General features: G+C 39.5%; 25 protein-coding genes, 13 tRNA genes and 3 rRNA genes. 39 read left to right on the plus strand and 2 right to left on the minus strand.

Going from position 1 to position 26911, the window contains the following annotated elements:
* Nucleotides 1-24: 24 nt before the first annotated feature.
* The 13 genes from HWV59_RS02690 to HWV59_RS02750 all read left to right on the plus strand — a co-directional run bounded on the left by HWV59_RS02690 (nt 25) and on the right by HWV59_RS02750 (nt 10833).
* Nucleotides 25-1044, plus strand: a complete 1020-nt coding sequence (locus tag HWV59_RS02690) for a LolA family protein (RefSeq protein ID WP_175638009.1) — start codon at nt 25-27, stop codon at nt 1042-1044.
* A 168-nt stretch (nt 1045-1212) separates the two neighbouring features.
* Nucleotides 1213-2382 carry an alanine racemase gene (alr, locus tag HWV59_RS02695; RefSeq protein ID WP_175638010.1) on the plus strand — a complete coding sequence of 390 codons (1170 nt, stop codon included), beginning with the start codon at nt 1213-1215 and terminating at the stop codon, nt 2380-2382.
* A gap of 399 nt (nt 2383-2781) precedes the next feature.
* Nucleotides 2782-3063, plus strand: coding sequence for a CopG family ribbon-helix-helix protein (locus tag HWV59_RS02700; protein WP_026562079.1), 282 nt, complete (start codon nt 2782-2784; stop codon nt 3061-3063).
* A gap of 4 nt (nt 3064-3067) precedes the next feature.
* Nucleotides 3068-3418: a type II toxin-antitoxin system endoribonuclease NdoA gene (gene ndoA / locus HWV59_RS02705; RefSeq protein ID WP_026562078.1), complete on the plus strand. Its 351-nt coding sequence runs from the start codon at nt 3068-3070 to the stop codon at nt 3416-3418.
* Nucleotides 3419-3661: 243 nt separating this feature from the next.
* Entirely contained in the window at nt 3662-4495 is an 834-nt protein-coding gene (locus HWV59_RS02710; RefSeq protein ID WP_175638011.1) for an STAS domain-containing protein, read from the plus strand.
* Between the two features lie 4 nt (nt 4496-4499).
* Nucleotides 4500-4862, plus strand: coding sequence for an STAS domain-containing protein (locus HWV59_RS02715; protein WP_026562076.1), 363 nt, complete (start codon nt 4500-4502; stop codon nt 4860-4862).
* Nucleotides 4863-4865: 3 nt separating this feature from the next.
* Nucleotides 4866-5267 (plus strand): anti-sigma regulatory factor, encoded by a 402-nt coding sequence (locus tag HWV59_RS02720; RefSeq protein ID WP_102232866.1) that lies wholly within the window; start codon nt 4866-4868, stop codon nt 5265-5267.
* A 10-nt stretch (nt 5268-5277) separates the two neighbouring features.
* Nucleotides 5278-6285, plus strand: a complete 1008-nt coding sequence (locus HWV59_RS02725) for a PP2C family protein-serine/threonine phosphatase (RefSeq protein WP_175638012.1) — start codon at nt 5278-5280, stop codon at nt 6283-6285.
* Between the two features lie 56 nt (nt 6286-6341).
* Nucleotides 6342-6674 carry an anti-sigma factor antagonist gene (locus HWV59_RS02730; protein WP_102232864.1) on the plus strand — a complete coding sequence of 111 codons (333 nt, stop codon included), beginning with the start codon at nt 6342-6344 and terminating at the stop codon, nt 6672-6674.
* A complete protein-coding gene (gene rsbW / locus HWV59_RS02735) occupies nt 6671-7153 on the plus strand; it encodes an anti-sigma B factor RsbW (protein ID WP_102232863.1) in 483 nt (160 codons plus the stop codon). Before HWV59_RS02730 ends, rsbW begins: the two co-directional genes overlap by 4 nt.
* Nucleotides 7119-7910: an RNA polymerase sigma factor SigB gene (gene sigB, locus HWV59_RS02740; RefSeq protein WP_102232862.1), complete on the plus strand. Its 792-nt coding sequence runs from the start codon at nt 7119-7121 to the stop codon at nt 7908-7910. The genes rsbW and sigB overlap by 35 nt, the downstream gene beginning before the upstream one ends.
* Entirely contained in the window at nt 7907-8506 is a 600-nt protein-coding gene (locus HWV59_RS02745; protein ID WP_102232861.1) for a PP2C family serine/threonine-protein phosphatase, read from the plus strand. Before sigB ends, HWV59_RS02745 begins: the two co-directional genes overlap by 4 nt.
* 164 nt (nt 8507-8670) lie before the next feature.
* Complete coding sequence (locus HWV59_RS02750; protein ID WP_175639962.1) at nt 8671-10833, plus strand: Tex family protein; 2163 nt, start codon at nt 8671-8673, stop codon at nt 10831-10833.
* 21 nt (nt 10834-10854) lie between these two features.
* Here HWV59_RS02750 and cmpA read toward each other — a convergent pair whose 3' ends face one another.
* Nucleotides 10855-10968 (minus strand): cortex morphogenetic protein CmpA, encoded by a 114-nt coding sequence (gene cmpA, locus HWV59_RS02755; RefSeq protein WP_098799762.1) that lies wholly within the window; start codon nt 10966-10968, stop codon nt 10855-10857.
* Nucleotides 10969-11060: 92 nt separating this feature from the next.
* Here cmpA and HWV59_RS02760 point away from each other — a divergent pair, with 92 nt between their 5' ends.
* The 22 genes from HWV59_RS02760 (at nt 11061) to tsaD (ending at nt 22058) form a co-directional block, all read left to right on the plus strand.
* Nucleotides 11061-11519: a SprT family protein gene (locus HWV59_RS02760; RefSeq protein ID WP_102232860.1), complete on the plus strand. Its 459-nt coding sequence runs from the start codon at nt 11061-11063 to the stop codon at nt 11517-11519.
* Nucleotides 11520-11652: 133 nt separating this feature from the next.
* Nucleotides 11653-11727: transfer RNA gene (locus tag HWV59_RS02765), tRNA-Asn, on the plus strand.
* 3 nt (nt 11728-11730) lie between these two features.
* Nucleotides 11731-11821: transfer RNA gene (locus HWV59_RS02770), tRNA-Ser, on the plus strand.
* Nucleotides 11822-11830: 9 nt separating this feature from the next.
* A tRNA-Glu gene (locus HWV59_RS02775) sits at nt 11831-11902 on the plus strand.
* Between the two features lie 90 nt (nt 11903-11992).
* Nucleotides 11993-12069, plus strand: a tRNA-Asp gene (locus tag HWV59_RS02780).
* A gap of 88 nt (nt 12070-12157) precedes the next feature.
* Nucleotides 12158-12232 (plus strand) — tRNA-Gln (locus tag HWV59_RS02785).
* Between the two features lie 41 nt (nt 12233-12273).
* Nucleotides 12274-12349: transfer RNA gene (locus HWV59_RS02790), tRNA-Lys, on the plus strand.
* Nucleotides 12350-12361: 12 nt separating this feature from the next.
* Nucleotides 12362-12447, plus strand: a tRNA-Leu gene (locus tag HWV59_RS02795).
* A 12-nt stretch (nt 12448-12459) separates the two neighbouring features.
* A tRNA-Leu gene (locus HWV59_RS02800) sits at nt 12460-12545 on the plus strand.
* A gap of 97 nt (nt 12546-12642) precedes the next feature.
* Nucleotides 12643-12719: transfer RNA gene (locus tag HWV59_RS02805), tRNA-Arg, on the plus strand.
* An 11-nt stretch (nt 12720-12730) separates the two neighbouring features.
* A tRNA-Pro gene (locus tag HWV59_RS02810) sits at nt 12731-12807 on the plus strand.
* A 13-nt stretch (nt 12808-12820) separates the two neighbouring features.
* A tRNA-Gly gene (locus HWV59_RS02815) sits at nt 12821-12894 on the plus strand.
* 106 nt (nt 12895-13000) lie between these two features.
* A 16S ribosomal RNA gene (locus HWV59_RS02820) occupies nt 13001-14551 on the plus strand.
* Nucleotides 14552-14764: 213 nt separating this feature from the next.
* Nucleotides 14765-17693, plus strand: a 23S ribosomal RNA gene (locus HWV59_RS02825).
* 79 nt (nt 17694-17772) lie between these two features.
* A 5S ribosomal RNA gene (gene rrf, locus HWV59_RS02830) occupies nt 17773-17888 on the plus strand.
* The 16S, 23S and 5S rRNA genes sit together here with 13 tRNA genes alongside, the layout of an rRNA operon.
* A gap of 158 nt (nt 17889-18046) precedes the next feature.
* Nucleotides 18047-18123, plus strand: a tRNA-Met gene (locus HWV59_RS02835).
* A 5-nt stretch (nt 18124-18128) separates the two neighbouring features.
* A tRNA-Asp gene (locus HWV59_RS02840) sits at nt 18129-18205 on the plus strand.
* A 225-nt stretch (nt 18206-18430) separates the two neighbouring features.
* The gene (gene thiL / locus HWV59_RS02845; RefSeq protein WP_175638013.1) at nt 18431-19414 is read left to right on the plus strand and encodes a thiamine-phosphate kinase; all 984 of its coding nucleotides are present in this window, start codon (nt 18431-18433) and stop codon (nt 19412-19414) included.
* A gap of 15 nt (nt 19415-19429) precedes the next feature.
* Nucleotides 19430-19915 (plus strand): tRNA (adenosine(37)-N6)-threonylcarbamoyltransferase complex ATPase subunit type 1 TsaE, encoded by a 486-nt coding sequence (gene tsaE, locus HWV59_RS02850; RefSeq protein WP_175638014.1) that lies wholly within the window; start codon nt 19430-19432, stop codon nt 19913-19915.
* Nucleotides 19884-20573, plus strand: coding sequence for a tRNA (adenosine(37)-N6)-threonylcarbamoyltransferase complex dimerization subunit type 1 TsaB (gene tsaB, locus HWV59_RS02855; protein ID WP_175638015.1), 690 nt, complete (start codon nt 19884-19886; stop codon nt 20571-20573). The genes tsaE and tsaB overlap by 32 nt, the downstream gene beginning before the upstream one ends.
* A 13-nt stretch (nt 20574-20586) precedes the next feature.
* Nucleotides 20587-21039 carry a ribosomal protein S18-alanine N-acetyltransferase gene (rimI, locus tag HWV59_RS02860; protein ID WP_175638016.1) on the plus strand — a complete coding sequence of 151 codons (453 nt, stop codon included), beginning with the start codon at nt 20587-20589 and terminating at the stop codon, nt 21037-21039.
* Nucleotides 21036-22058, plus strand: a complete 1023-nt coding sequence (tsaD, locus tag HWV59_RS02865) for a tRNA (adenosine(37)-N6)-threonylcarbamoyltransferase complex transferase subunit TsaD (RefSeq protein WP_175638017.1) — start codon at nt 21036-21038, stop codon at nt 22056-22058. Before rimI ends, tsaD begins: the two co-directional genes overlap by 4 nt.
* Before the next feature lie 443 nt (nt 22059-22501).
* On the opposite strand, the gene HWV59_RS02870 is transcribed toward tsaD, so the two are convergent.
* A complete protein-coding gene (locus HWV59_RS02870; RefSeq protein ID WP_175638018.1) occupies nt 22502-24436 on the minus strand; it encodes an ABC-F family ATP-binding cassette domain-containing protein in 1935 nt (644 codons plus the stop codon).
* Nucleotides 24437-24730: 294 nt separating this feature from the next.
* On the opposite strand from HWV59_RS02870, the gene moaC reads away from it, so the two are divergent.
* Genes moaC through tatC form a run of 4 tightly spaced genes read left to right on the plus strand, consistent with a single transcriptional unit; the run spans nt 24731 to nt 26904 of the window.
* Entirely contained in the window at nt 24731-25219 is a 489-nt protein-coding gene (gene moaC, locus HWV59_RS02875) for a cyclic pyranopterin monophosphate synthase MoaC (protein ID WP_175638019.1), read from the plus strand.
* A 53-nt stretch (nt 25220-25272) separates the two neighbouring features.
* Entirely contained in the window at nt 25273-25917 is a 645-nt protein-coding gene (locus HWV59_RS02880) for a redox-sensing transcriptional repressor Rex (RefSeq protein WP_102232973.1), read from the plus strand.
* Between the two features lie 24 nt (nt 25918-25941).
* The gene (locus HWV59_RS02885; RefSeq protein ID WP_102232972.1) at nt 25942-26139 is read left to right on the plus strand and encodes a twin-arginine translocase TatA/TatE family subunit; all 198 of its coding nucleotides are present in this window, start codon (nt 25942-25944) and stop codon (nt 26137-26139) included.
* 18 nt (nt 26140-26157) lie between these two features.
* Nucleotides 26158-26904, plus strand: coding sequence for a twin-arginine translocase subunit TatC (gene tatC / locus HWV59_RS02890; protein ID WP_102232971.1), 747 nt, complete (start codon nt 26158-26160; stop codon nt 26902-26904).
* Nucleotides 26905-26911 lie beyond the last annotated feature (7 nt).

Consider the following 26911-nt stretch of genomic DNA (forward strand, 5'->3'; position numbering starts at 1 on the left):
TATGAGGCAAAGGGGCTGAAAAAGTTGAAAAAAAGCTTGGTGTTATTTTTAGTAGGGCTTTTAACAGTAGTAGTTCTTGCGGCATGTGGGGAGAAATCACAGGCTGACGTCGTCCAATCGTTAGAAAAGAAGGTTGAGGAGATGTCGGGTTATAAAGCGAAGGGGAAAATGACGCTTCAAACAGGAAGTGAACCCCAAGAGTATGAAATTGAAATCTGGCACAAAGATCCATCCTATTATCGAGTAAACCTAAAGAATTCACAAAAAGACCAAAGTCAAATGATTTTGCGAAATGATGAAGGGGTATTTGTATTAACTCCGGCACTAAATAAGAGTTTCCGTTTCCAAAGTGAGTGGCCTCAAAACAGCAGTCAAGCTTATCTTTTTGAATCATTGGTTAGTGATATTTTAAAGGATACAGAAGCGAAATTTAGTGCAGCTGAAGACAACTATGTATTTGAAACAAAAACAAATTATCAAAATAACAAAATGCTTCCTTCACAAGAAATTACATTCAATAAAAAAGATTTAGCACCAAAAATGGTGAAAGTCATGGATACAGATAGAAATCCATTAGTTGTTGTTGAGTTTGCCAGCTTTGAATTTAATGCATCATTTGATGATAATTCATTTGATGTTGAGAAAAATATGTCAAGTGCTCAAATTGAAGTTCCGACAATGGCACAAGGAGACCGTGAGCCATTTGCTGTGAAGTATCCTTTAGAGCAACCAAACGGTGTTAAATTGCTAGAAGAAACGGAAGTCGAAACTGAAAATGGAAAACGTGTCATCTTAAGCTTTGGTGGAGAAAAATCATTCACGTTAATCCAGGAAACAGCAGAGATTGCAACACCGGCATCTGCTTCAGCATCAACCTATGTTGAAGGGTACCCTGCTGATTTAGGCTTCACAATTGGTGCAATGTCAGAAACGTCTCTAACATGGACACATGAAGGAGTAGATTATATGTTAGCGTCAGAAGATCTATCAGAAGAAGAAATGTTAATGGTTGCTCAATCTGTTCAAGGGCAAACTGCTAAATAAATGATATCGGGTGGGACATCCACCCGATGTTCTCTTCAATATAAACCTCATATCTTTACCACGACATTCATTTATCATTTTTCCTCAAATTTTTCTCATCATTATTTGACATTACCGTCTCATAATCGAGATAATCATTCATAGAAGATAAGATGAGGAAGTGGATTTATGCAAGCGGATTTTTATCGTGATACTTGGGTAGAAGTAAATTTGGATGCTATTGAACAAAATGTCCGAAATATGAAAAATCATATTGGTGACCTTGTCGATTTAATAGCTGTTGTTAAAGCAAATGGCTATGGACATGGGGCGAAGCAAGTTGCAGAATCAGCACTTCATGCAGGTGCATCCATGCTGGCTGTTGCGTTTATAGACGAAGCGATATCATTGAGACAACAAGGGATAAAAGCTCCAATATTAGTGTTGGGGGCAATTCGTGCGGCTGATATTGAGCTTGCAAATAAGTATGATCTTATCATTACCTGTTTTTCAATTGACTGGCTTATGGAAGCGGGTAATGCATGTATGTCTCATGGTATTCAGCTTCATATTAAGGTTGATACAGGAATGGGCCGCCTAGGTGTAAGGGAAGAAAGTGAGTTAAAGAAAATAGTTAACTATGTAGAATCTTCACCACACTTTCAAATTACTGGGATTTTCACTCATTTTGCCACCGCAGATGAAGATGAACCGTCATATTTTTTAACTCAATATAAAAGGTTTCAGCAATTTTTATCATTTATCCCTCATGAAAAATTGCTTATTCATTGTGCAAATAGTGCAACAGGGCTAAAATTCCCTTCGAAATTATATAATGCAGTAAGATTAGGGATATCGATGTATGGATTATCACCTTCAGTCGATATGAAAAATAGCCTTCCGTTCACGTTGGAAGAAGCTTTTTCATTACAAACAAAATTAGTTCATGTTAAGAAGGTGCCAAAAGGAACGAAGATTAGCTATGGTGCAACTTATGAGGCGATGGAAGATGAATGGATTGGAACTTTGCCAATTGGTTATGCTGATGGATGGATAAGAAAATTAAGAGACTCTGAAGTACTGATTCTTGGTCAAAGATTTCCTCTTGTAGGCAGAATTTGTATGGATCAATGTATGGTAAGGTTACCTTACGAACTGCCTGTGGGGACTAAAGTCACACTAATCGGTAAGCAAGACACTCAAAAGATCTCCATAGATGAGGTTGCAAATCGTCTTGACACGATCAACTATGAGATTCCCTGTATGATTACAAGTCGCGTTCCGCGTTTATATTTTAAAGGTAACAAAAGCTGTGAGCTAATCAATCCGCTTTTAACTAATATGACCATTGAATCCTAACATTTGAAATGTCCCCAATAAAATGAATAAATTAAAAATACATGACGATAATAGAGAAGGGTAAACATTTAAGGGTAGTCATGATCATTATCTTTGCATAAATATCAGAGGATTAGACCAAAGCACTTTCACTAAAAGCTAAAAGACAAGCTTATAAATGAACAGAGGTTTGAGTCAGGAACAGAAGATCGATGGATAAAGTACTGCAATAATAGTGAGTTTAGAATCATTTTCATAGCTTAATGAGCAGCTAAAGCCCTATTTTACTTTTAAATGTAATAGTAATCCAGGTGCTTTCGCTTTTCTTTATTAAAATGCTTTGCATCTGGTGAAGTAAATGTTATTATTAAATTTGGATGAATATAATAGGATGGTTAAGTTTGGTGGAGGTGTATGTTTGTGTCTGAATCCAGCGCAACAACAGAAATTTTAATTCAGTTACCTCAAGCATTAGTATCGGAATTAGATGGACTGGTAAAACAGGAGAACGGAAACAGAAACGAGCTTATTTATCAAGCGACAAAGATGTATATTCGAGAGCGTAAAAAGCGTCAGATTCGTGAATCTATGAGACGTGGATACATGGAAATGGCAAAGATTAATTTAAACATTGCATCTGAAGCATTTTTGGCAGAATCTGAGGCTGACCATACCGTAGAACGCTTAGTAAGCGGGGGTTAATCATTTGATTGTTAAACGTGGCGACGTTTATTTTGCCGATCTTTCCCCTGTTGTAGGCTCTGAGCAAGGCGGCGTGCGTCCTGTATTAATTATTCAAAATGATATTGGGAACCGCTTTAGTCCTACAGTCATTATAGCGGCAATTACGGCCCAAATTCAAAAAGCAAAATTGCCAACTCATGTTGAGATTGATGCGAAGCGTTACGGGTTTGAAAGGGATTCGGTTATCCTTCTTGAACAGATTCGAACAATTGATAAACAAAGACTAACTGACAAAATTACCCATCTTGATGATGAAATGATGGATAAAGTTGATGAAGCTTTACAAATAAGCTTAGGACTTATCGATTTTTAATGTTTTTTAAATATAAAAAATAGCCACAACCAAAACAAAAGGGTGCCAATTAAGCAGCCTTTTTTGTTTTACTATAAAAGTTCTATATATATAATATTACAATATGAATGGGAATAGGGCTGGCACTAAAAACATACGAACTAAAAAGTGGTATACTTGGTATATCTTTTTTTAAATTAATAATAAATGTATAATTGAAAATGATTCCATGACCGTAAATTTTTAAGGAGGAAGAACAGAAACATGAATCAAGTATCTAATCCGTTTTTGTCGTTTATTCAAGAAAATAGAGAAGAACTAATAGAAAAATGGGAACTAAAAATGAAAGAGAAAGATGATCAAAAGCTATCATCTGTTATTTCAGACCATACTTATACAACTATTTGCAATGAATATATTAATATATTAATCCATTCTTTTATGAATCCGGATGACGAAGAAATTGTGAGTAAGATCAGTGACTTCTCGCAAAAGATTGTCCAGTTAGGATGGTCGCTGCGTTTTATTTCGACGAGTTTATCGGACATGAGTAAGATCTTGTTTGAGTGGATGACTGCTAATAACACGGAAGAGGAAAAGATGAGCTTGGTATGGGCTTTTGATAAATGGATTGCACCGATTAATAGTGAAGTTTTAAATTACTATGCTTCATCATGGGAGCGAACTGTTTCTCTTCAAAAGATTGCACTCCAGGAATTATCTGCACCTTTAATTCCTGTGTTTGATAATATTACAGTAATGCCATTAGTAGGTACGATTGATACGGAGAGAGCGAAGCGGATTATGGAAAACTTGCTTCAAGGTGTAGTCAAACATAGAGCTGAGGTCGTTTTAATTGATATTACGGGTGTACCAGTTGTTGATACAATGGTAGCACATCATATTATTCAAGCCTCTGAAGCTGTAAGATTGGTAGGAGCAAAATGTTTGTTAGTAGGTATTAGACCTGAGATTGCTCAAACGATCGTGAACTTGGGAATTGACCTGAGTCAAGTGATCACAAAGAACAGCCTGCAAAAGGGAATAGAAGCTGCTTTAGAAATGACAAATCGTCAAATTGTATCCTTGGGGGAATAGCGAAATGAATCCTAGAATACCGATTTTAAAATTGTATAATTGTTTGCTGATTTCAATTCAATGGGAGTTAGATGACCAAACAGCTCTTCAATTCCAAGAGGATCTACTTCATAAAATTCATGAAACAGGTGCTAATGGAGTGGTCATTGATCTAACCTCTGTAGATGTCATAGATTCCTTTATTGCAAAGGTTTTGGGTGATGTAATAAGCATGTCAAAATTGATGGGTGCAAAAGTTGTATTGACAGGTATACAACCAGCTGTAGCCATTACATTGATTGAATTAGGCATCCAGCTTGAGGATGTACAAACAGCCTTAGATTTAGAAAAAGGTCTGGAAACATTACAGCGGGAGTTGGGGGAGTAAAACATGGAAAACCAATCCTGTGTCAAAATTGTCACCGAATGGGACATTGTAGCAGCACGACAACTCGGTCGGAATGTTGCAAAAGAGCTTGGCTTCGGTACGGTTGATCAAGCGCGAATTACAACCGCTATTTCCGAATTAGCTCGTAATATATATCTATATGCAGGACAAGGAGAAATGCGGATTGAACGCATTCAGGACCTTGGTAAAAAAGGTTTGAAAATAATAGCCATTGATAATGGACCGGGAATTCCTGATATACGTAAAGTGATGGAAGACGGCTTCTCAACCTCCGGGGGACTGGGAGCAGGTTTACCAGGTGTGAAACGTTTAATGGATGGATTTGATATTTCTTCCTCGGTAGGTGAAGGAACTGAAATTCAGGCGGTGAAATGGCTTCGGTAGGAGGATGTAAATGGATTATCGTGATGTGCTGGAACCGAGATATCGGGAACTACTTAGAAATTTCCTAAATGAACAAACAGAAACTGCTCTATATCAAGGGCAGAAATTTAGTAGGAAAACGATAGAGCATCAAATACCACCTGAAGAGATTATTAGTACTCATCGGAAAGTATTGCAAGAGCTTTTTCCAGATATACAAAAGGATGTTTTATCCTCATTAGATTTCCTACTGGAGGTCATGATAGGATATGGTCTTGCTTATCAAGAGCATCAAAGCTTACGAGACCAACAACTGGAGATCCGATCTGAAATACAAATTGCTGCAAATGTTCAGCAAACACTTCTTGAGACATCGGTGCCTACTATTCAATCGTTAGATATTGGGGCAATCAGTGTCCCGGCAAAGCACATGAATGGTGATTATCATCACTTTGTTCAAGACGACCAAGGAATTAGTATTGCTGTTGCGGATGTGATAGGAAAAGGTATTCCTGCGGCCTTGTGCATGTCGATGATTAAATATGCGATGGACAGCTTTCCGGAATCACGTAAAAATCCAAATCAAATTTTGGAGAACCTTAATAGAGTCGTTGAACGTAATGTAGATCCGAGTATGTTTATTACGATGTTTTATGGAATGTATAATATTGAAGATCATATTTTTACATATGCATCAGCAGGACATGAGCCAGGCTTTTATTTTAAAGCTACAGCACAAACGTTTGAAGATTTAGATGCCAAAGGACTTGTTTTAGGTATAGATCAAAATTATAAATATCAACAATTCCAGAAAAAAGTAGAACTAGGTGATATGATTGTTTTATTATCAGATGGAGTCACCGAATCACGAACAGATGAAGGGTTTGTTGAAAGATCTGCCATTACTGATCTGATTAACCAATACAAAAATTTATCTGCTCAGGAAATGGTGGATAAAATTTATAGACATTTTGAAAAGATGCAGGATTTTCAGTTAAGAGATGATTTCACTTTAATAATCATGAAGAGAATGGTTTAATAAAACATTTTATGGGGTATGTAGTAACATAAAAGTTCTTTTCGAGGTGATAACATATGAATTTAAAAGTTGAGATAAATAAATTTGGTGATCAAACGGTTGTTTCCGTTGCTGGAGAAATTGATGCCTATACGGCACCTAAGTTACGGGAAGCGATTTTACCATTGGCGGAAGAACCAAACCCAAACATTACGATTAATTTGAAAAACGTCTCCTATATGGATAGTACGGGCTTAGGAGTATTTGTTGGATTGTTAAAAACTGTGAGGAAAAACAATGGTCAATTGAATTTAGTGGAGTTGTCAGATCGTTTGGAACGCTTATTTACTATAACAGGTCTAAGTGACATCATTGATATATCTTCAAAATCAGAGGGTGGGGTACAATGAAGCAACTAGTAGATTATATAGAGATGAAGGTTCCGGCTAAACCAGAGTACGTAGGGATTATCCGCTTAACACTTTCTGGTATTGCTAGTAGAATGGGATACTCATATGATGAGATAGAAGATTTAAAGATTGCAACTAGTGAAGCATGTACGAATGCTGTGCAACATGCTTATAAAAACAGCGAGGAAGGCGAAGTAGTCGTTGGATTTGGTCTTTATGATGATCGTCTTGAAGTGATGATTGCTGATAATGGAAAAAGCTTTGACTTTGAAAAAACGAAAAATGAATTAGGTCCTTATTCTTCTACAAGTCCTGTTGATCAACTTCCAGAAGGAGGTTTAGGTCTCTATTTGATGGAAACGCTCATGGATGAAGTCCGTGTACTTGTTAATTCTGGAGTAACGGTCTTTATGATCAAGTATTTAAGCGGGGAGCGGATTGATCATGGCACAACCATCTCAAAGTATGAAACTAACTAAAGAAGAGATAATTGAGCTAATTCTTGAGTTTCAACGGAATGAATGTGAAACAGCTCAACTAGCACTTGTTGAACACTACACTGGATTGGTTGAAACATTAGCGAAAAAATATTCTAAGGGGAAAAGTTTCCACGAAGATCTAAGACAGGTTGGAATGATTGGTCTATTAGGCGCGATTAGAAGATATGATCCATCGGTTGGTAAGCCGTTTGAAGCATTTGCGATACCAACCATTATTGGAGAGATTAAGAGATTTTTAAGGGATAAAACATGGAGTGTACACGTCCCGAGGAGAATTAAGGAGTTAGGACCTAAAATCAAAGCAGCAGTAGAAATATTAACGACTGATAATCAACGTTCACCTAAGGTGCAGGAAATAGCTGATTACTTAGATGTGACAGAAGAGGAAGTTCTGGAAACAATGGAAATGGGAAAAAGTTATCAGGCACTATCTGTTGATCACTCAATTGAAGCTGACTCTGATGGCAGTACGGTCACGATTCTTGATATTGTAGGCTCTCAGGATCAGGGGTATGAGAAGGTGAATCAAAAGCTTATGTTACAAAGTGTATTGCATGTCTTATCTGAAAGAGAAAAAGATATTATTGAATGTACTTTTATTTTAAACAAAAGCCAAAAAGAAACTGGTGAGCAACTTGGAATTTCTCAAATGCATGTATCAAGGTTGCAAAGGAGAGCCATTCAAAAATTAAGGGAAGCGCTCTCGAAAGACATGCCTCCGGAGTTGAATAGATGATTGTCAAAGAGTCTAACCAACATGTCCATACACTAGCTTTTCAACAACCTAAAGAAGGTAAATCGTGTTGTGGTGATAGCTTTTATATAAAAACAACAGAAAACTTTATGATATGTGCTCTAGCCGACGGTCTTGGAAGTGGAGAGAGGGCTAATGAATCATCTGCTGCCATTAGTTCATTAGTTGAAAAAAACTATGATGAAGATGTCGATGTTTTAATGCATTTGTGTAACGACGAACTCAAAGATAAACGAGGGGCAACAGTCTCGATCTTAAAGTTTGATTTTCATACCAAGAGCTTTACGTATAGTTCAGTTGGTAATATTCGTTTTATGCTTTATGGACCTTCAGGGGCATTTATTTACCCACTCCCAATTCTCGGGTATTTATCAGGTAAACCACAAAAGTATCGAACACAAACCTTTACTTATGAAGAAGGTTCTAAATTTATTATTTATACGGATGGTTTAGTATTGCCGGGAGTAAGAGCATTGTTGAATAAAGGAAATTCTGTTGAAGATCTATCACGACAACTTGACGTATATACGAATAATAGAAATGACGATTTAACATACATAGTCGGTCAGCTGTTTTAATGATTGAAATAGCTGGTCGGCTATTTTTATTGGGCTATTTTTAAAACAATTAGTGAATTTGGTGACATATTTTAATAGCGACGATATTTTTGGTAAAATGTTTATATGTGTTTTCATATTTTTACATAGAAAAAGGAAATGTCTCGTTTGGAGGATTATATATGATGATAGAAAAACAAGAACGTATTATGAACCACATTAGCAAAGAGCTTGGAATCAATTTAAAACAGGTGGCTAATGTGATTTCACTTCTGGAAGAAGGAAATACAGTACCATTTATAGCTAGATATCGTAAAGAACAAACAGGTGCATTAGATGAGGTGCAGATTCGGGATATATCAGAAAAGTGGACATACACTCAAAACTTAGAAAGTCGCAAAGAAGAAGTCTTACGTTTAATTGATGAACAAGGAAAGTTAACGGAGCAACTCGCAGCTGAGATCAAGTCATCAATGAAGCTTCAACAGGTTGAAGATCTATATAGACCATATAAACAAAAGAGAAGAACAAAGGCAACTGTTGCAAAGGAGAAAGGATTGGAACCGTTTGCGGAATGGATTATTTCATTTCCTACCCAAGGCAACATAGAGCAAAAAGCACAAGAATATCTTAACGTGGAAAAAGGAGTAAGCACTGTTGAAGAGGCAATCCAAGGAGCACAAGATATTATCGCCGAGCAAATTTCTGATCAACCTAAATATCGACAATGGATTCGGGATACAACATTTCGTAGAGGACAAATTTCTTCTTTAGCAAAGGATGAAGAAAAAGATGAAAAAAATGTATATGAAATGTATTACGAGTATGAAGAACCTATTCATAAAATTGTCCCACATCGAGTCCTGGCGTTAAATCGGGGAGAAAAGGAAGAGGTTATTAGGGTTTCCGTTCAACCACCGACGGAACAAATCATTGAATATCTTAAAAGAGAAGAACTGAAGAAAAAAACATCTATAGTGAACGAAGTGATGGTAAGTGCAATTGAAGATGCTTATAAAAGATTAATTCAACCTTCTATTGAAAGGGAAATTAGAAAAGAATTGTCTGAGAAAGCTGAAGATCGCGCCATTCATATTTTCTCAGAAAACTTAAGGAATCTGCTCCTGCAGCCTCCATTAAAAGGGAGAATGGTTCTTGGGGTTGACCCTGCTTATCGCACTGGATGTAAGTTAGCGGTTGTGGATGAGACCGGGAAAATGCTGTATATTGATGTTATTTATCCACATCCGCCTGTTAAAAAACATGAGCAGGCAAAAGCGAAAGTAATAGAAGTGTTAAAGAAGTTCAACATTGAAGTGGTAGCTATAGGAAATGGGACAGCTTCAAGGGAAACAGAGCAATTTATTGCTGATATATTAAAAGAATTGAACGGTGACACTTCCTATCTAATAGTAAACGAAGCGGGGGCAAGTGTTTACTCTGCATCTGATCTTGCTAGAGAAGAGTTTCCGGACTTACAGGTTGAAGAAAGAAGTGCTGTTTCAATTGCAAGAAGATTACAAGATCCTTTAGCTGAATTAGTGAAAATTGATCCGAAATCAGTTGGTGTTGGTCAGTACCAGCATGATGTTTCACAGAAAAAACTAAATGATTCTTTAACCTTTGTTGTAGAAACCGTTGTTAACCAAGTAGGTGTTAATGTAAATACTGCCTCTCCTTCTCTTCTTCAATATGTGGCAGGACTAAGTAAAGCTGTTGCCAACAATGTTGTGAAAAAGAGAGAGGAGTTAGGGAGATTTTCTAATCGAAAACAACTAAAAGATATTCCGAGATTAGGTGCCAAGACATATGAACAATGTATTGGTTTCTTAAGAGTAATTGATGGTGATCATCCATTAGATCGAACAAGCATACACCCTGAACGTTATGTTGAAGTAGAAAATCTACTTAAACAATTGGAAGGTTCATATTCAGATTTAGGAACAGTTGAACTAAAGGAGAAAGTTAAAAACTTGAATTTGAAGGAAGTTGCTGAGGTTCTCGAAGTTGGAGAATTAACATTAAAGGATATCTGTGACGCTCTAATTCGTCCGGAAAGAGATCCACGTGACGAAGTTTCTAAGCCGTTATTAAAAAAAGATGTTCTTAAATTAGAGGATTTGCAACAAGGAATGGAGTTACAAGGAACTGTAAGAAACGTTGTTGACTTCGGAGCATTTATTGATATTGGGGTTAAACAAGATGGCCTTGTACATATTTCTAAGTTGAGCAAGTCTTTTGTGAAGCATCCATTAGATATTGTTTCGGTAGGAGATGTTGTTACAGTCTGGGTGGATGAAGTAGATTTTAAGAAAGGTCGAGTAGCACTCACGATGCTTAATAACTAATAAATAAGAAGAAACACTGCCTTATGAGCAGTGTTTTTCTCTATAAAAAAACCAGCACTGATTAAGTAATTTTATTTGATAACGATTTTTTTCTAAAAATGCTCGTTGCATTTGATTTTGTAACCATGATGGCATTGCTCATACCTCCTTAGCTATTATAATGGAGTATGGGTGTTTATAATGTATGCAGGAATCTATTGGAGTGTTACATGAAATGAGGGATTTTTATGAATGATCAAATGTTGCAAAAGTTAGTTGAAGACATATCATTAACTTATTTTAATAAAAAGTTTAAGCATAGAGCTTATTTCAATAACCGTCTGAGAACAACAGGTGGGAGATACATGTTGCATAGTCATAACATTGATATTAATCCTAAATATTTTCATGAGTATGGATTGGATGAAGTGATTGGGATTATCAAACATGAACTTTGTCATTACCATCTTCATATAGAAGGGAAAGGGTATAAGCATGGTGATCAAGATTTTAAATTATTATTAAAGAAGGTAGGAGCTCCGAGGTTTTGTAGTCCATTAAGTAATGAAACAAAAGCTCGGAAACCAATTTTAATATATCGTTGTCGTGATTGTCATCAAGAATATAAAAGAAAGAGAAGGGTGGATACAACAAGGCTTGTTTGCGGAAAATGTGCTGGAAAAATCTATCTTTACAGAAAGGGTTGACTCTAAAGTTGATACTGTGTTAAATTATAAAAGCCGTCGCTGATGGCCATTATTAATTAAATAGTTTTGATAACGAAAGTCTTGACAGAACGAGCCTTGATTAATATAATTAAGAAAATCTGTAAGAAGTTATTCCGCAGTAGCTCAGTGGTAGAGCTATCGGCTGTTAACCGATCGGTCGCAGGTTCGAATCCTGCCTGCGGAGCCATATGGGGAAGTACTCAAGTGGCTGAAGAGGCGCCCCTGCTAAGGGTGTAGGTCGCGTAAGCGGCGCGAGGGTTCAAATCCCTCCTTCTCCGCCATAACATTATGGCCCGTTGGTCAAGCGGTTAAGACACCGCCCTTTCACGGCGGTAACACGGGTTCGAATCCCGTACGGGTCATATCATATCGTAGGATAGTAGGAAGTGGGTGCACTTACGAAAGCTAAAAGCCCACCTCCTATTTATTTCTAAAGGTATTTTAAAAAATTCGGTCCGGTAGTTCAGTTGGTTAGAATGCCTGCCTGTCACGCAGGAGGTCGCGGGTTCGAGTCCCGTCCGGACCGCCATTGTTTTTTAAAAAACATCTTGAAAAGCAATGAAAGATGTGATATCATTTAATCCTTGTGGTTTTTGTTTTGAAATTCATTTTATTGATGGGCTATAGCCAAGCGGTAAGGCATCGCACTTTGACTGCGACATGCGTTGGTTCGAATCCAGCTAGCCCAGCCATTTTTATTTAGAAACCATTGTTATACTTCTCATTATAAAATGAGCCATTAGCTCAGTTGGTAGAGCATCTGACTTTTAATCAGAGGGTCGAAGGTTCGAGTCCTTCATGGCTCACCATTTACACACCGTGCGGGTGTGGCGGAATTGGCAGACGCGCTAGACTTAGGATCTAGTGTCCTTGTGACGTGGGGGTTCAAGTCCCTTCACCCGCACCATTGTTTAGTTTCGCGGTCGTGGCGGAATGGCAGACGCGCTAGGTTGAGGGCCTAGTGGGGGCGACCCCGTGGAGGTTCAAGTCCTCTCGGCCGCACCAAAAAACATTTAAGTTTTTCTTTTGAAAAAGAACTTGACTTCAATGTTTGAAGGTGTTATTATAGTAAAGTCGCTTAAAGATAGTGGGATTTAATATTGCGCCCGTAGCTCAATTGGATAGAGCGTTTGACTACGGATCAAAAGGTTAGGGGTTCGACTCCTCTCGGGCGCGCCATAATACATTCACGGGAAGTAGCTCAGCTTGGTAGAGCACTTGGTTTGGGACCAAGGGGTCGCAGGTTCGAATCCTGTCTTCCCGACCAGACGTATCAATTTGCGGGTGTAGTTTAGTGGTAAAACCTCAGCCTTCCAAGCTGATGATGAGGGTTCGATTCCCTTCACCCGCTCCAAAAAAATGATCTTTGAAAACTAAACAAAACCAAGCGTGCCAACGTTAATTTCGATTAACAAAAACGTACTATATAGTACAAACTTTTATGAGCTATATCAAACACTTTATTGGAGAGTTTGATCCTGGCTCAGGACGAACGCTGGCGGCGTGCCTAATACATGCAAGTCGAGCGAATCTGAGGGAGCTTGCTCCCGAAGATTAGCGGCGGACGGGTGAGTAACACGTGGGTAACCTGCCTGTAAGATTGGGATAACTCCGGGAAACCGGAGCTAATACCGGATAATATTTCGAACCGCATGGTTCGAAATTGAAAGACGGCGTCTAGCTGTCACTTACAGATGGACCCGCGGCGCATTAGCTAGTTGGTGAGGTAACGGCTCACCAAGGCGACGATGCGTAGCCGACCTGAGAGGGTGATCGGCCACACTGGGACTGAGACACGGCCCAGACTCCTACGGGAGGCAGCAGTAGGGAATCTTCCGCAATGGACGAAAGTCTGACGGAGCAACGCCGCGTGAACGATGAAGGCCTTCGGGTCGTAAAGTTCTGTTGTTAGGGAAGAACAAGTACCAGAGTAACTGCTGGTACCTTGACGGTACCTAACCAGAAAGCCACGGCTAACTACGTGCCAGCAGCCGCGGTAATACGTAGGTGGCAAGCGTTGTCCGGAATTATTGGGCGTAAAGCGCGCGCAGGCGGTTTCTTAAGTCTGATGTGAAAGCCCACGGCTCAACCGTGGAGGGTCATTGGAAACTGGGGAACTTGAGTGCAGAAGAGGAGAGTGGAATTCCACGTGTAGCGGTGAAATGCGTAGAGATGTGGAGGAACACCAGTGGCGAAGGCGACTCTCTGGTCTGTAACTGACGCTGAGGCGCGAAAGCGTGGGGAGCGAACAGGATTAGATACCCTGGTAGTCCACGCCGTAAACGATGAGTGCTAAGTGTTAGAGGGTTTCCGCCCTTTAGTGCTGCAGCAAACGCATTAAGCACTCCGCCTGGGGAGTACGGTCGCAAGACTGAAACTCAAAGGAATTGACGGGGGCCCGCACAAGCGGTGGAGCATGTGGTTTAATTCGAAGCAACGCGAAGAACCTTACCAGGTCTTGACATCCTTCGCTACTTCTAGAGATAGAAGGTTCCCCTTCGGGGGACGAAGTGACAGGTGGTGCATGGTTGTCGTCAGCTCGTGTCGTGAGATGTTGGGTTAAGTCCCGCAACGAGCGCAACCCTTGATCTTAGTTGCCAGCATTCAGTTGGGCACTCTAAGGTGACTGCCGGTGACAAACCGGAGGAAGGTGGGGATGACGTCAAATCATCATGCCCCTTATGACCTGGGCTACACACGTGCTACAATGGATGGTACAAAGGGCTGCAAGACTGCGAAGTCAAGCCAATCCCATAAAACCATTCTCAGTTCGGATTGCAGGCTGCAACTCGCCTGCATGAAGCCGGAATCGCTAGTAATCGCGGATCAGCATGCCGCGGTGAATACGTTCCCGGGCCTTGTACACACCGCCCGTCACACCACGAGAGTTTGTAACACCCGAAGTCGGTGGGGTAACCGTAAGGAGCCAGCCGCCTAAGGTGGGACAGATGATTGGGGTGAAGTCGTAACAAGGTAGCCGTATCGGAAGGTGCGGCTGGATCACCTCCTTTCTAAGGATATGAGGTACGCTTGGTATTTTGTTTAGTTTTGAGAGATCATTGGATCTTTCAATATAAGTAATAAAACACATAGGATATAAATATCCTGTGCTTTATGTTCCTTGAAAACTAGATAACGATAACAATTCAAGTAATTCACTGAGTTTAAACGCTTAGTTTAGTGATTCTCTTATTAATGAAGTAAATGACATCTTCGATGTCGAAGGTTAAGTTAGTAAGGGCGCACGGTGGATGCCTTGGCACTAGGAGCCGATGAAGGACGGTACTAACACCGATATGCTTCGGGGAGCTGTAAGTAAGCTTTGATCCGGAGATTTCCGAATGGGGGAACCCACTGCTCGTAATGGAGTAGTATTTTTACCTGAATACATAGGGTAATAAAGGCAGACCCGGGGAACTGAAACATCTAAGTACCCGGAGGAAGAGAAAGCAAACGCGATTTCCTGAGTAGCGGCGAGCGAAACGGAATTAGCCCAAACCAAGAGGCTTGCCTCTTGGGGTTGTAGGACACTCTATACGGAGTTACAAAGGAACGGAGTAAATGAAGAGGTCTGGAAAGGCCCGTCAAAGAAGGTAACAACCCTGTAGTTGAAACTTCGTTCCCTCCAGAGTGGATCCTGAGTACGGCGGGACACGTGAAATCCCGTCGGAAGCAGGGAGGACCATCTCCCAAGGCTAAATACTCCCTAGTGACCGATAGTGAACCAGTACCGTGAGGGAAAGGTGAAAAGCACCCCGGAAGGGGAGTGAAAGAGATCCTGAAACCGTGTGCCTACAAGTAGTCAAAGCCCGTTAATGGGTAATGGCGTGCCTTTTGTAGAATGAACCGGCGAGTTACGATCCCGTGCAAGGTTAAGTTGATAAGACGGAGCCGCAGCGAAAGCGAGTCTGAATAGGGCGAAAGAGTACGTGGTCGTAGACCCGAAACCAGGTGATCTACCCATGTCCAGGGTGAAGTTCAGGTAACACTGAATGGAGGCCCGAACCCACGCACGTTGAAAAGTGCGGGGATGAGGTGTGGGTAGCGGAGAAATTCCAATCGAACTTGGAGATAGCTGGTTCTCTCCGAAATAGCTTTAGGGCTAGCCTTGAAATGAGAGTCTTGGAGGTAGAGCACTGATTGGACTAGGGGCCCCCATCGGGTTACCGAATTCAGTCAAACTCCGAATGCCAAAGACTTATGTTCAGGAGTCAGACTGCGAGTGATAAGATCCGTAGTCAAGAGGGAAACAGCCCAGACCACCAGCTAAGGTCCCAAAGTATACGTTAAGTGGAAAAGGATGTGGAGTTGCTTAGACAACCAGGATGTTGGCTTAGAAGCAGCCACCATTTAAAGAGTGCGTAATAGCTCACTGGTCGAGTGACTCTGCGCCGAAAATGTACCGGGGCTAAACGTATCACCGAAGCTGTGGATTGTTCTTACGAACAATGGTAGGAGAGCGTTCTAAGGGCTGTGAAGCGAGACCGGAAGGACTCGTGGAGCGCTTAGAAGTGAGAATGCCGGTATGAGTAGCGAAAGAGGGGTGAGAATCCCCTCCACCGAATGCCTAAGGTTTCCTGAGGAAGGCTCGTCCGCTCAGGGTTAGTCGGGACCTAAGCCGAGGCAGAAAGGCGTAGGCGATGGCCAACAGGTTGAAATTCCTGTACCACCTCCTCACCATTTGAGCAATGGGGGGACGCAGAAGGATAGGGTAAGCGCGCTGTTGGATTAGCGCGTCCAAGCAGTTAGGCTGACAATGAGGCAAATCCCGTTGTCACGTAAGCTGAGCTGTGATGGCGAGGGAACTATAGTACCGAAGTTCCTGATTCCACACTGCCAAGAAAAGCCTCTAGCGAGGTGAGAGGTGCCCGTACCGCAAACCGACACAGGTAGGCGAGGAGAGAATCCTAAGGTGAGCGAGAGAACTCTCGTTAAGGAACTCGGCAAAATGACCCCGTAACTTCGGGAGAAGGGGTGCTTTTTAGGGTGAATAGCCCGGAAAAGCCGCAGTGAATAGGCCCAGGCGACTGTTTAGCAAAAACACAGGTCTCTGCGAAGCCGCAAGGCGAAGTATAGGGGCTGACGCCTGCCCGGTGCTGGAAGGTTAAGGGGAGAGGTTAGCGCAAGCGAAGCTTTGAACCGAAGCCCCAGTAAACGGCGGCCGTAACTATAACGGTCCTAAGGTAGCGAAATTCCTTGTCGGGTAAGTTCCGACCCGCACGAAAGGCGTAACGATCTGGGCACTGTCTCAACGAGAGACTCGGTGAAATTATAGTACCTGTGAAGATGCAGGTTACCCGCGACAGGACGGAAAGACCCCGTGGAGCTTTACTGTAGCCTGATATTGAATTTTGGTACAGCTTGTACAGGATAGGTAGGAGCCTGAGAAGCCGGAGCGCTAGCTTCGGTGGAGGCGTCGGTGGGATACTACCCTGGCTGTATTGAAATTCTAACCCACAGCCCTGATCGGGCTGGGAGACAGTGTCAGGTGGGCAGTTTGACTGGGGCGGTCGCCTCCTAAAATGTAACGGAGGCGCCCAAAGGTTCCCTCAGAATGGTTGGAAATCATTCGTAGAGTGTAAAGGCACAAGGGAGCTTGACTGCGAGACCTACAAGTCGAGCAGGGACGAAAGTCGGGCTTAGTGATCCGGTGGTTCCGCATGGAAGGGCCATCGCTCAACGGATAAAAGCTACCCCGGGGATAACAGGCTTATCTCCCCCAAGAGTCCACATCGACGGGGAGGTTTGGCACCTCGATGTCGGCTCATCGCATCCTGGGGCTGTAGTCGGTCCCAAGGGTTGGGCTGTTCGCCCATTAAAGCGGTACGCGAGCTGGGTTCAGAACGTCGTGAGACAGTTCGGTCCCTATCCGTCGTGGGCGTAGGAAATTTGAGAGGAGCTGTCCTTAGTACGAGAGGACCGGGATGGACGCACCGCTGGTGTACCAGTTGTCTTGCCAAAGGCATAGCTGGGTAGCTATGTGCGGAAGGGATAAGTGCTGAAAGCATCTAAGCATGAAGCCCCCCTCAAGATGAGATTTCCCATCACATTAGTGAGTAAGATCCCTGAAAGATGATCAGGTTGATAGGTCAGAGGTGGAAGCGCGGTGACGTGTGGAGCTGACTGATACTAATCGATCGAGGACTTAACCTAATAAAAAGCGTAAGCTTAGTGAATTGAATTGTGAATCGTTATCTAGTTTTGAAGGAATATGCCTTCAAACTTTATAATATCTGGTAATGATGGCGAAGAGGCCACACCCGTTCCCATGCCGAACACGGAAGTTAAGCTCTTCAGCGCCGATGGTAGTTGGGGGTTTCCCCCTGTGAGAGTAGGACGTTGCCAGGTATTATTATTATTGCGGGGTGGAGCACGATTGAATATGCTTCATTGAAATACTTCAGCGTACCGATTGAATGACATCTTGATTAAACTTCCTGAAATCGGGACGGTCCGTAAGAGCACTAAATTAAGTGCATATTAAATCTTAGTATCATTTTTATTATCGCGGGGTGGAGCAGTCTGGTAGCTCGTCGGGCTCATAACCCGAAGGTCGCAGGTTCAAATCCTGTCCCCGCAACCAATATTGGTCCGGTAGTTCAGTTGGTTAGAATGCCTGCCTGTCACGCAGGAGGTCGCGGGTTCGAGTCCCGTCCGGACCGCCATATAATTGATTGCTTGCGAAACATAGATGTTTCGTTTTTTTTATGTCTTTTTTTAAATAAAACCAAAAGCAATAATATTACCACGATGAGACTTAATATGATACGATAGAATGTGTCAAACTTGGTTACACTATGTAATAGTTTTCTACGAAAAAAATGACTTCCTTAGGAAATACTCCTAAGGTTTTTTCATAGGTCAAAATAATAGAAACGTGGAGATTCGAAATGGATGAATTTGATTTTATTAATAAGATAAAGCCGGATCGTATCTTTCAGCAAAATGTTAAAGTGGCTATCGGTGATGATGCGGCAGTTTATGAATCATCTCAAGGCTGTCATCAAGTGGTCTGTGTAGATACAATGGTTGAAGGTGTACATTTCCTTAGAAACTTGTCTTCTCCTTTTGAGATAGGCTATAAAGCTTTGGCTGTTAATGTAAGCGATCTTGCTGCTATGTCAGCTAAACCTCTTTATTATTTGATTTCTCTAGCTGTACCATCTAATTGGCATGAGAAAGATCTTATAGAAATATATGAGGGTATGAAGCAAATATCATCAGAATATAAAATGGACCTATTGGGTGGCGATACAGTTTCTACCTCGGATAAACTCGTAATAACAGTTACAGTAATTGGAGAAGTTGAGAAGGGCAGAAAAACACTAAGAAGTAATGCTAAGGATGAGGATATTGTCTTTGTTACAGGGACAATTGGTGATTCTGCTGCCGGATTAGCCATTTTATTAGGGCAAACTTCTTTACATAATGTATCATTAAAAAAGTATTTTATTGAAAAACATAAAATGCCTGTTCCACAAGTGAAAGCAGGCAGGTTGGTAGGCGAGTTGAACAGAGCTTCATTAAATGATATTAGTGATGGACTAGCAAGTGAGTTAAATGAAATCTCAGAAGCTAGTCAAGTCGGAATCACATTAGATGAAGAGGCACTTCCAATAAGTGATGAACTATTAACATTACAGTCAACTTATAATATTCAAGGCTGGGTTTTATTTGGCGGAGAAGATTACGAGTTAGTTGGGACAACTTCTCCCGATTCATGGGAAAAGTTAAAGAATTCCTGTCATGAGGTAGGTATTAAGATCACCAAAATAGGGATAGTTGATTCCAGTCATAAAGAGGTATTATTAATAACAAAGAATCAAGAGTATGTAAAACTAGAGAAATCTGGATATAACCACTTCAAAAAATAAGTTAAGGTGAGTAAAGTGGATCAATTTAAATTTATTTCAAAAAGCAGTGAAGATACAGCAACAATTGCACAATTTTTGTCTGGAAAGTTAAAGGAAAATGATGTCATCACTCTTGAGGGTGATTTGGGTGCTGGCAAAACAACGTTTACTAAAGCATTAGCAAAAGGGCTGGGGATAAGTCGAAATGTAAATAGCCCTACATTTACAATTATTAAAGAGTACAGAGATGGTAGATTGCCGCTTTATCACATGGATGTATACCGTGTTGAAGATGCGGATGAAGACCTTGGTTTTGATGAGTATTTCCACGGCAATGGTATAACAGTAGTAGAGTGGGCTCACTTAATAGAAGATCAGCTGCCAAATGAACGTTTAGATATAAAGATTCTTTATGTGGATGAAACAACACGGACAATTATAATGATACCGAGAGGAAATCATTATGTTGAACTATGTAAGGAGTTAAGTGATGAAAGCATTAGCTATAGACACGACGAATAATGTGCTGGGAATTTCCCTTGTAGAGGAAGAAACAGTTGTAGGCGAATATATAACAAATTTAAAGAAAAATCATTCTGTTCGAGCAATGCCTGCAATTGAGAGGCTACTACATGACTGTGATCTTACACCAAAAGATTTAGAAAAGATTATTGTTGCGACAGGACCAGGCTCATACACTGGTGTACGTATAGGAGTTTCTATTGCAAAGACGATGGCATGGGCTTTAAAGATTCCTATTGTAGGAATATCCAGTTTAGAAATTTTGGCTGCAAATGGCCGCTATTTTGACGGACTTATTTCCCCGATTTTTGATGCAAGAAGAGGACAAGTTTATACAGGATTATATCAGTATGAAAATAGTGAATTAGTGACGGTTGAACAAGACCAAAATTTGCTATTAACTGAGTGGCTGAGCCACTTGGATGAAAGCAATAAACATGTTTTATTTTTAGGTAATGATGTTCATATTCACAAAGATACGATAGTGGGATTACTCGGAGGTCGGGCTGTAATAGGAAGTGTTTCTTTACATAATCCAAGGCCGAGTGAACTAGGTCTATTAGGGTTAAAGAAAGAAGCAACAGCTGTTCATAATCTAGTTCCAAATTATATCAGATTAGCTGAAGCAGAGGCAAAGTGGCTTGAGCAACAAAAATAAGATGGTGGCTACTGTGGAAAAACAATACACAATTAGAAAAATGCGAAAAGAGGACATTGACGAAGTCTATCAAATAGAATGTCAATCTTTTTCTGCACCATGGACGAAAGAGTCCTTATATTATGAGCTAGAGCAAAATTTATTTGCAAAATATATCGTCGTTGAACATGAGGAACAAGTGATTGGTTACTGTGGGTTGTGGGTGATTATGGAGGATGCCCAGATCACCAATATTGCAGTCCATCCAGATTTTCGGGGGAAAAAAATAGGTGAAGGTCTATTGAGATTTGCCATGCAGTTAAGCAGGGAAATGAAGGCAGGCAGGTTGTCGTTAGAAGTAAGAGTATCAAATCATATTGCTCAATCTTTATATAAAAAAGTAGGGTTTGAACCTGGTGGTATAAGAAAAAACTATTATACAGATAATCAGGAAGATGCTTTAGTAATGTGGGTGAATATAGTATGAGTCAAACTGATCAATATATATTAGGTATTGAAACCAGCTGTGATGAAACAGCTGCAGCCATTGTGAAAAATGGACGAGAGATTGTAGCAAATGTTGTAGCATCTCAAATTGAGAGTCATAAGCGATTTGGTGGTGTTGTCCCGGAAATTGCATCAAGACATCATGTTGAGCAATTAACAATAGTTTTTGAGGAAGCAATGAAACAAGCTGAGCTTTCGTTTGATGATATTTCAGCTATTGCAGTAACAGAAGGACCCGGTTTAGTAGGAGCATTATTAACAGGTATTAATGCAGCAAAAGCTTTGGCTTTCTCACATTCTATTCCATTAGTAGGTGTTCATCATATTGCTGGCCATATATATGCAAATCGATTAATTAAAGAATTAACATTCCCTTTAATAGCCTTAGTTGTATCCGGAGGACATACAGAATTGGTTTATATGAAAGAACATGGACACTTCGAAGTAATAGGTGAAACGTTGGATGATGCTGCAGGTGAGGCATATGACAAGGTTGCTAGAACAATTGGTCTTCCATATCCGGGAGGTCCTCATATTGATCGTCTAGCCCATGAGGGACAGGCGAATATTGATCTACCGAGAGCATGGCTTGGTGAAGGCTCTTTTGACTTTAGCTTTAGTGGTCTTAAGTCAGCGGTTATTAATACTTTACACAATGCTAAGCAAAAAGGCCTCGAGCTTGATCCAAAGGATGTTGCTGCGAGTTTTCAAGCAAGTGTTGTAGATGTATTAGTAACAAAAACTGCCCAAGCTGTGGATAAATATAAAGTAAAGCAATTATTATTAGCAGGTGGAGTAGCAGCAAATAAAGGTCTACGAGCTGCATTAGAAAAAGAATTCTCTAGTAAAGAAGAGGTAGAGTTAATTATTCCGCCGTTATCGCTATGTACGGATAATGCAGCAATGATTGCTGCAGCTGGAAGTATTTTATTTGAAAAGGGCATTAGAAGTGATTTAGCACTTAATGCTAACCCCGGTCTAGAGCTACATTCATATTAAACATAAAAAATAGGACAGAACTGAATGAGGTTCTGTCCTATTTTTCGTTATTTTTCGACAAAATTATTGTTTTTCAAAGTAAATTAGTCAAAGTTCATTGAAATTAGTTTTAAAATAAAGTTATCCACAGGATGTTCACTGTTTTTTGTAGAATTGTGTAAAGTTAGTAAAAATGCTGTCAAATCAACGAAAAACGCTATGTGTATAACTTGGATAAATAAACCTAATTTTGTGGATAATGTGCATAAGTCTGTTGATATGTTGAAAATACAGGATTTTTCATGTGGATAAAAGAGTGGATTGTGCATAACATTTTTTTTATCTATTGGGGTTGTGAAGAAGTTTGTCGAATTCAATTCTCTTTCACTTTGAGATAAGGTAAGAGAACGAAGCAACGAGTGGACAAATTGACGCAACAAAAAAACAGCGAAAAGTTCGCTGTTTTAATGTAATTGTTCCCATTCAGTCATTAGTTGTTCTAACTCAGAATTCAGCTGTTCATTTTCTGTATTAATTTTTTGTACTTGCTCATGATCTTGATATACAGATGGATCACAAAGCAGGGCCTCATTCTCTTCGATTTTCTCTTCAATCTCACTAATGCTTTGCTCGATTTCCTCAATTCTTCGTTGCTTTTGTCGTTCGAGCTTCTTAAGTTCTTTTTCCTGCTGATAGTTACGTTTTCCTTCTGAAGTGATAGAACTGCTTTTTTGAGAAATATCCTCTTGTTCTTCTTTCTCAAGTCTTTCAAACTCTAATTTTTCTTCTTTTTTTGTAATAAAATAATCATAGTCACCTAAGTATTCGGTTATAGTATGACTTGATAATTCAAAGACTTTTGTCGCAATGCGATTTATAAAGTAACGATCATGTGAAACAAATAGGATGGTACCAGGGAAATCGATCAAAGCATTTTCCAAAATTTCTTTACTATCTAAATCAAGATGGTTTGTTGGTTCATCAAGAATAAGGAAATTCGCTTTTTGCAGCATAAGCTTAGAAAGGGCTAATCTTGCTTTTTCTCCACCGCTTAGTGTTGAAACAGGCTTTAGTACATCATCACCTGAAAATAGAAAGTTACCAAGAACAGTTCGAATTTCTTTTTCCGTTTTCTGTGGATATTCATCCCAAAGCTCGTCCAACACGCGCTTATTTGATGTTAAATCAGCCTGCTGTTGATCATAATAACCAATTTGTACATGTGATCCTAAAGAAAAGCTACCAGTTAATGCATCAAGCTTTTGGACAATCGACTTTAACAAGGTTGACTTTCCAATACCATTTGGACCAACAAGGGCTATACTATCACCTCTTGAAATCGAAAAAGAAATATTTGAAATGATAGGATGTAGTTTGTCATAGGAAACAGAGATATCTGATGCTTTTAACACATCATTTCCACTTTGTCTTTCAATATCAAACTGAAAGCTTGCTGATTTTTCATCTCCAAGGGGTTTACTCATGAGCTCCATTTTCTCCAGCTTTTTTCTGCGGCTTTGTGCAAGCTTTGTTGTGGAGGCTCTGGCTAAATTACGTTGAATAAAATCCTTGAGTTTAGCGACTTCTTCTTGCTGTCTTTCAAAGCTTTTTACTTCTTTTTCATAGTTTTCAGCTTTTTGTTGTAAGTAGCTGCTATAATTTCCAATATACCTAATGCTCGTTTTTCTGCTAATTTCATAAACCTGAGTGACAATTTTATCGAGGAAATATCGATCATGTGAAACAATCAATACAGCACCAGGATAGTTTTGTAGGTATTGTTCTAACCAAGTTAAGGTTTCGATATCAAGGTGGTTTGTCGGCTCATCCAAAATCAAAAGATCTGGTTTCGTTAACAACAACTTACCCAAGGCTAATCGTGTTTTTTGGCCACCACTTAAAGAAGAAATTTTCGTTTCCGGATCAAAGTTGCTGAATCCTAATCCATGAAGGACGGAACGAATATCGGCTTCATACTGATAACCGCCTTCCTCTTTAAATTTCACTTGAAGTGTATCGTATTCTTTTAAAAGTTGTTCAAACCTTTGAGCTTCACTATTAGGATCAACAGTTGCCATTCGTTGCTCAAGTGTCCGCATCTCTTCTTCCATTGATTTTAAATGCTTAAAAACTAAATTCATCTCAAGCCAAATTGATAATTGTGATTCTAATCCAGTATCCTGGGCCAAATAACCAATAGAAACATCCTTCGGTTTTATAATCTCACCGGAATCATAAGATATGGCACCAGAGATTATTTTTAAAAGAGTTGATTTCCCAGCCCCATTTCGGCCAACGAGAGCAATTTTATCTCTTGTTTGTACTTCCAGCTTAATATTCGATAAAATAGGTTCAGCACCGAAATATTTACTAAGCTGATTTATCTGTAACAATATCATTGTTTTTCACCTCTACTAATGCTTTTAGTGTAGCGTAATAAGACCCTTATAGGCAACAGTGACAGGTTCTAATTGGAAAATTCAGTGGAAAAAGTCTTTCATAAGGAGGATGAAAGACAAAAGTCAGCGAGATCCCGAGGGAAGTGTCTTTCATAAGGAAGATCAAAGACAAAAGTCAAGGAGATCCCGAGAAAAACGTCCTTCATAAGTAAAACAAATCCAAATCTATTAAATATCACAATAAAGACAGATACAAAAAAATAGTGTATAGTCTAGGTATAAGGGGAACTGTATATGTCAGAGTTTACTCATTTTAATGAACAAGGCAGAGCGAAAATGGTTGATATTTCTGCTAAAGAAGAAACAGTTAGAACAGCTCATGCTAAAACAAGCATAACTGTCACCGAAGAAGTTTATAAGAAAATCACGAATCATGAGATTGGCAAGGGTGATGTTTTATCTGTTGCTCAAATAGCGGGGATTATGGCTGCTAAACAAACATCAAATGTTATTCCGATGTGTCATCCAATTTCAATTAAAGGTGTAAATGTTGAATTTGATTGGAAAGTAAATGAACCTAATTACACATTATGTATTTCTGTTACTGTCAAAACAAAAGGAAGTACAGGTGTTGAAATGGAAGCGTTAACCGCTGCAAGCATTACAGCACTGACTGTTTATGACATGTGTAAAGCCGTTGACAAAGGTATGATCATAGGGGAAACCTATTTAGTTGAAAAAACGGGTGGTAAAAGCTGTGATTTTTTAAGAAAAGAAAGATGACAATAATATGTGAGAAATATTATTGTTTGTTTGTGTGAATGTGAGGGATCAGATTGAATATAGACCAAACGAAAATACCACAGGCAACTGCTAAGAGATTGCCTTTATATTACCGTTTTTTAAAAAATTTACACTCATCAGGGAAGCAGCGTGTTTCTTCGGCTGAGCTAAGTGATGCTGTGAAGGTAGATTCTGCTACGATTCGAAGAGATTTCTCATATTTTGGAGCATTAGGAAAAAAAGGATATGGTTATAATGTGAATTATTTGTTATCCTTTTTTAGAAAAACACTAGATCAAGATGAAACAACAAAGGTATGTTTAATTGGAGTAGGTAACTTAGGTACTGCTTTCCTACATTATAATTTTACAAAGAATAATAATACTGTGATTTCTTTGGCATTTGATGTAGCGGAAGAAAAGGTTGGGACGGAAATTGGTGGAGTTCCTGTTATTCATTTAGATGATCTTGAAGCACAGCTTCCCGAGGATGTAACAGTGGCCATTTTAACAGTACCAGCTGCGGTTGCACAATCAATTACAGATCGTCTGGTTACAAAAGGAATTAAAGGAATCTTAAATTTTACACCGGCTAGAATTAATGTCCCTGATGATATTAGAATACATCATATTGATTTAGCGGTCGAACTTCAGTCACTTGTCTACTTTTTAAAGCATTATCCGAATGATGAAAAATAATAACAAACATAGGAGATGGATTTTATGCCAACAGTAGGTATCGGAAGCCTTTTATTAATCGTTTTTGTTGCACTCCTTATTTTTGGACCAAAGAAATTACCACAGTTAGGAAAAGCTGCCGGTAACACATTACGAGAGTTTAAAAATGCTACGAAAGGCTTAGCTGATGATGACGATGATGATCAAGATGCTAAGCAAAAGAATAAGGAAGAAGTTAAGTAAGATAGGATGAAACCCGATATGAGACAAGATGAAATGTCGGTCATTGAACATATAACAGAACTAAGAAAACGACTCGTTATTATTGTCGTTTTCTTTTTCATAGCTGTTATTGGCGGTTTTTTACTTTCAGGACCGATTATTAAATATTTACAGCATACTGATGAAGCAAAATCATTAACATTAAATTCATTTAATCTTACAGATCCATTAATGGTCTATATGAAATTTGCATTCATTATTGCCTTTGTTATTACATCGCCAATCATTTTATATCAGCTCTGGTCTTTTATTAGCCCAGGCTTACATGAAAAAGAAAGAAAAGTAACGTTAAGTTATATACCACTCTCAGTTTTTCTGTTCTTGTTAGGTCTGTCGTTTTCATACTTTATTCTTTTTCCATTTGTTATTGATTTTATGGAAAGAATTTCGAATGATCTGGATGTAAATCAGGTAATTGGTATTAATGAATACTTTACCTTTTTAATTCAATTAACGCTCCCATTTGGATTACTCTTTCAATTACCGGTTGTTATTATGTTCTTAACAAGATTAGGAATCGTTACACCGATGTTTTTATCAAAGGTACGTAAATATGCCTATTTTGTGTTATTAGTGATCGCAGCTCTTATAACACCTCCAGAATTAGCTTCACATTTAATGGTGTCTATACCTTTATTCATTTTATACGAAATTAGTATTTGGGTATCAAGATTAACCTATAGAAAATCGCAAAAATTAAGATTTGAAGAAGAAAATAAAAAATGAGACTACC

This window comes from Metabacillus schmidteae, assembly GCF_903166545.1.
Taxonomy (GTDB): Bacteria; Bacillota; Bacilli; order Bacillales; family Bacillaceae; genus Metabacillus; species Metabacillus schmidteae.